The organism is Streptomyces sp. AV19 (assembly GCF_015999245.1).
In the GTDB taxonomy this organism is placed as follows: domain Bacteria; phylum Actinomycetota; class Actinomycetes; order Streptomycetales; family Streptomycetaceae; genus Streptomyces.
Genome location: NZ_JAEAMR010000054.1, coordinates 1 through 4,386, shown reverse-complemented (window position 1 = coordinate 4,386; position 4,386 = coordinate 1). Strand labels below are relative to the sequence as shown.

The 4,386-nt window shown below is 65.1% G+C and carries 2 protein-coding genes; both read left to right on the top strand.

The window, feature by feature from the left end:
• Positions 1-2,300 precede the first annotated feature (2,300 nt).
• On the top strand, positions 2,301-3,131 hold the full coding sequence (locus I5Q34_RS33045) for a ParA family protein (RefSeq protein ID WP_277965777.1): 831 nt from the start codon (positions 2,301-2,303) through the stop codon (positions 3,129-3,131).
• Between the two features lie 713 nt (positions 3,132-3,844).
• Positions 3,845-4,333 carry a hypothetical protein gene (locus tag I5Q34_RS33040; RefSeq protein WP_199896191.1) on the top strand — a complete coding sequence of 163 codons (489 nt, stop codon included), beginning with the start codon at positions 3,845-3,847 and terminating at the stop codon, positions 4,331-4,333.
• The last annotated feature ends 53 nt before the right edge of the window (positions 4,334-4,386 follow it).

Below are 4,386 nucleotides of genomic sequence, written 5' to 3'. Positions count from 1 at the left end.
AGGACCCTTGTTCGATCGACAACCCTGCTGATCGGTAAGCGGATACCTTCTGAGATCAAGACACGGTGCGTTCGGTGCCGGGCGGTGCACTGTCACCGGCGAAGGTTGCGCCCTGCCCTCCGTGTCCGGTCACGCACCGGGCGCTCGGCCCACTGTCCCCGGACAGGGCTGCGGTCTCCGCCCCTCAGTCCGGGACCTCGGTCATCGCCCGCCTTGCGCCCGCCGTCACCGCGCGCAAGGACCACCGCCCCGCTATACAGGGCACCGCCGAACAGTTGTTACAGGCGCTCGCGGCACTGGTCGACCCGTCCTCAGGGTACGGAGCGGGGTCGGGTACGTGAGGAGCCCCGGCCTTGAATCCTGGGCATGGGGCTATGTGCTGTGGCCAACGTAGTTGACGATGTATCGAAGGACCTTCCCCCTCTCGTGGACCTCTCCTCTGGCGCCGTCTCCTCATTCCCAGGCGCCCTGGCGGCCCCTGCATCTTTCGCGCCCCTCCTCCGGCACCGCCTCGCACCGCGCCCACCTCACCATTCTGGCACCCCGATCTACCCTCATCTCTCCTCTGCCGGGGTACCTTCGAGATCGGTCCCTCCGTATAGAACCTCGCCACCACCTGCAAGTTTCACAAGTTCACAGCTTGCGCATGGCGACCTGCATGGGCATTCGAGCGGCAAGATGGGCGTAGACATGAATGGTGCTATGTTCGGTAACTTGCATGCCTGAATGTGCGTCTAGATGCATGTGTGCGTGCATGGATGGACGGTGCGATGGTGGCATGTAGGCATTCCTGTCGGCTTGGAGGCGTGACGGCGGGGACTGATGAATGGGTGATGGCTGGCTCGAATGGCTCTGTTCATGTTCACTACTTGGCATGCGTCTTGGTAGGCGTGTTGTCTCGGATCTACTACTGTGCAGATAGGCGTTGGTTCGTGGTGGGGGAGGGGCGTTGGTTCGGCTAGAGTGATTCATGTGTGCACGCGTGACGGGTCGAAGGGGTGACTGTTGTCGCGTTGGCCTTGTCGGCCGATGGTTCGTTGGGAGCACTGCTCGTATGACTCGCTTCATGTGATCCGGTTGGCATTCATGGCCGCGCGTTCGCGTGTTACTTCGTGCGCATTCCTCTGTGCGCGCACGTTGTCCGGCATGGGCGTTCGTTCGGATGCTTTCCGCGTTGGACGCTGGTCTGCATGGACGGGCCTTTTCCTATATGGCGGACGGTGTGGATCCGCGTTCTTATGGGTGACTAGGTGTAACTTCCAGCGCATGGATGCGCCTTCGTATGTCTGCGCGGGCGTTTGTGGCGACGGCTGGATTCAGGGTCGTTCGGATGCCGGAGCATTGGTGTTCATCGCTCCTCGCATGGAGCACTGGAGGGGTGTGCCTGTTCATGCGTGGCTCATTGTGGTTTTGGCTCTCTGCGCAGCTCTCGGTACGGGCATGTGCCGGTGCGTGCTGACAGGCGGGTTCCGGGATGGCCGATCGGTCGGGTGGCACCGTCACTGTGCGCTAGCTGGATACTGCAGATGTGTCGCGAGGTGTTTTCACGGTGTTATGGGTTCGCGGCTTTCCTCGTGCCGGGGTGGTTCGGCGGAGCCTTGATTCGTTGGCCGCCTGGGTGGGGCTGAGGACGGTTACTACTCGCCGACGCGTGCTCAGCACCGGTGGGTGTGCCGGGGACACGGCATACCAGGGGAGAGAGTGCCCTGTGGGATCGACCCGGCTGGCCAGGGCTTTTGACGTGGTGACCAGCGCTGTTCGCTGAGAGCTACCGCCGTGCCGGCACCCGGGTGGAGCGCTGATCCAGCGTGCGGGCAGAACGTGAACCACTCAGGGCATGCCGGTTGTTGGGCCGCTCGATTCGACGGTGTTCCGTACAGGTCGGAAGGGGTGGCGCGACGATGGCGGGAGTCAGCACCGGCGCTCGCGGTGCAGGTGGCCGGGCCGAACGCGTCCGGCCCGGCAAGGAAGGCGCGGGTGGACCAAGCGGGGAGAGTGTCGGTGAGACACGCCCTGGGGCTGCAGGGGTTGTGTGATGAAGCAGAGATCGACTGCTAGCCTGTCAGGGAAATCTAGGTGGCGCCCCGGCACCCACAGATGCCGATCCGCTGCCCAGATAGCCGCAGTCTGTCCGCATTCTTCGCTCAGGAAGGCCAGAGCAGTGCACGTCGCGATAGCTGACCGGTCTTACCTGACAGCGCTGACAGCAGTGCGTAATGGGGCGTTTACGAATTTTCTGCTGAGAGTGACGGGGTCACGCGGCAGCAAGTTGAGATCCGTAGAACAGGAAGGACTCTGCTGTGGGCGCAGTACTGGCGGTCGCTAGTCAGAAGGGAGGGCCGGGCAAGACCACCACCACAGTCAACCTGGCCAGTGCCCTGGCGATAAACGGAGTGCGCGTACTCGTCGTGGATCTGGAGCCCCAGGCTCAGGCCGGTGTGGCGCTGGGGGTCGTCCCACAGCCACAACGCTCCGTAGGGTTCGCGCTGTACGCCCGGCTCAACGGGATGGAGACGCCGCTCCCGGAGATGTTCTACTCCCGCAGCGAGCTCCTCGACGGTTTCGAAGGCGCGGGCCGACTCGACCTGTTCGCCTCCGTCCAGAGCACGATGGTCGACGCCGAGCGCAAGATCGCGGGCATGGACTTCCAAGGGACGCTCATTCTGCGTCAGGTGCTCCAGGAGGTTCGGGACCACTACGACGTCATCCTTGTCGACACTCCGCCGAGTGTGAGCGCGCTCTCCGCGGTGGCGCTCGCGGCCGCGGACTTCGTCATCGCCGTGTGCGAGCCGCTCTACGCGACCGTGCCCGGTGTCGCAGTGGTCAAGGGGCTCACGGAGGCCACCTATGAGCGCACGCAGCATCAGAGCAACCCACGGTTCCTTGGCACTGTGCTCAACAAGGCCAACCCGCCGTCCAAGCGCACGCTGGAGGACTCCAACGTGGTGGCCCGGCTCCAGGATCTCGAGCTCAACATGTTCGAGACCGAGATCCGCCGGAACGGGCTCATTTCCCAGGCCTTCGACGACGGTCAGCCGGTCTGCATCAAGAACCCCAACCAGCCGCCCAGTGTCTCCTACCGCGACCTCGCCGTGGAAATGGTCGGACGCGTGAAGCGGACGGGCGTCTAATGGCTGACACTCCGAACGGCAAGGCCAAGAGGCGTCGAACTCAACCGCGTGTACAGAACGACGTGCTGCGTGCTTCCATGGCCGACGCCTTCTCAGGGAGCTTCCTCAACAGTGGCTCCGACTCCACTGCCGCTCTGCTCGAACAGTTGAAGCAAGCGGGCGGCGTCTCCACATCTGAGCCCCCAGCCGAGCCGACTCCGCCGGCGTCCGCCCCTCCCGTACCCACGCCGGAGCCCCCCGTTACGGCGACTCCGGCACCGGCGTCCCCCCCGGCCTCCAAACCCGCGCACCCTGCCCCCGTGCAGGATGCGCCTCCGGCCACCGCCGCCGTACCAGCGCCCGCGGCTGCCCAGCGCGCCGCTGCGCCGGTGCCGGTGCCGGTGGCCGAGCCTGACCCCAAGTCCGAGTCCGCTCACCCGACTCCCGCTGTGCGAGGGGACGAAGCCTCATCCGAGGCATCCCTTCCGAGTGCCCGATCGGGGAAGGCCGATCCGAAGGCTGCGGCGCCAGTACCGACCGCAGTAGTAGAGACCGTTGTGGACCAGGCGCCGGAGCCCGTCGCCCCTCCCGCGACTGCCCCCGAGCCGTTTCCGGCGCCGGAGATGCAGGACGCTCCCGTGCTGGCACCTCCCGCACCTCCGGCGCCGGAGACTGTCACTCCTGCCTCCGTTGTCGTTCCGCCGATTGCCACCAAGGACCCGGAGTCGGCTCGGGTGACTCCACAGGACCCGCTGGCCGCGGGGCCCTGGTCCCACGCGGCTCTGCAGGACAGTTTTCTCGACAACCGCATCGACTCCCACGGCTGGGACACCTGGGGCTTCCGGCTGGTTCCGGATGTCAAGAAGCGTCTTGAGGAACGGCTCACGGCTGACAAACGCTCGTCCAACAACCGCAGGCTCGCGCAGGGGCACTACGTCAACGCAGCCATGCTCCGGATCCCTCAGGGAACAGATGAGCAACTAGCGATGATCCGTGAGTTCATGCTCGCTCGCGGAGGTTATACAGAGCCGGGCAGGCCGTCCAACTACCGCGTCAGCAAACAGGTGTGGGAGGTCGCCCGTGACCTTGACATGGTGATCACCGCCGCTGCCAAGCGAGGGCTGGTCGTCTTCCTGTTCTCCGCAGCGGTCGAGCGGCTGCTCGACGCTATGGACGAGGAAGGGCCGTTGGGGCGTCCAGAGGTCTTCCGTCGAGTCCAGTAGCAGGTACCGCTGAGGGGGCGCGATCCCATGGGATCGCGCCCCCTCAGCGGTAC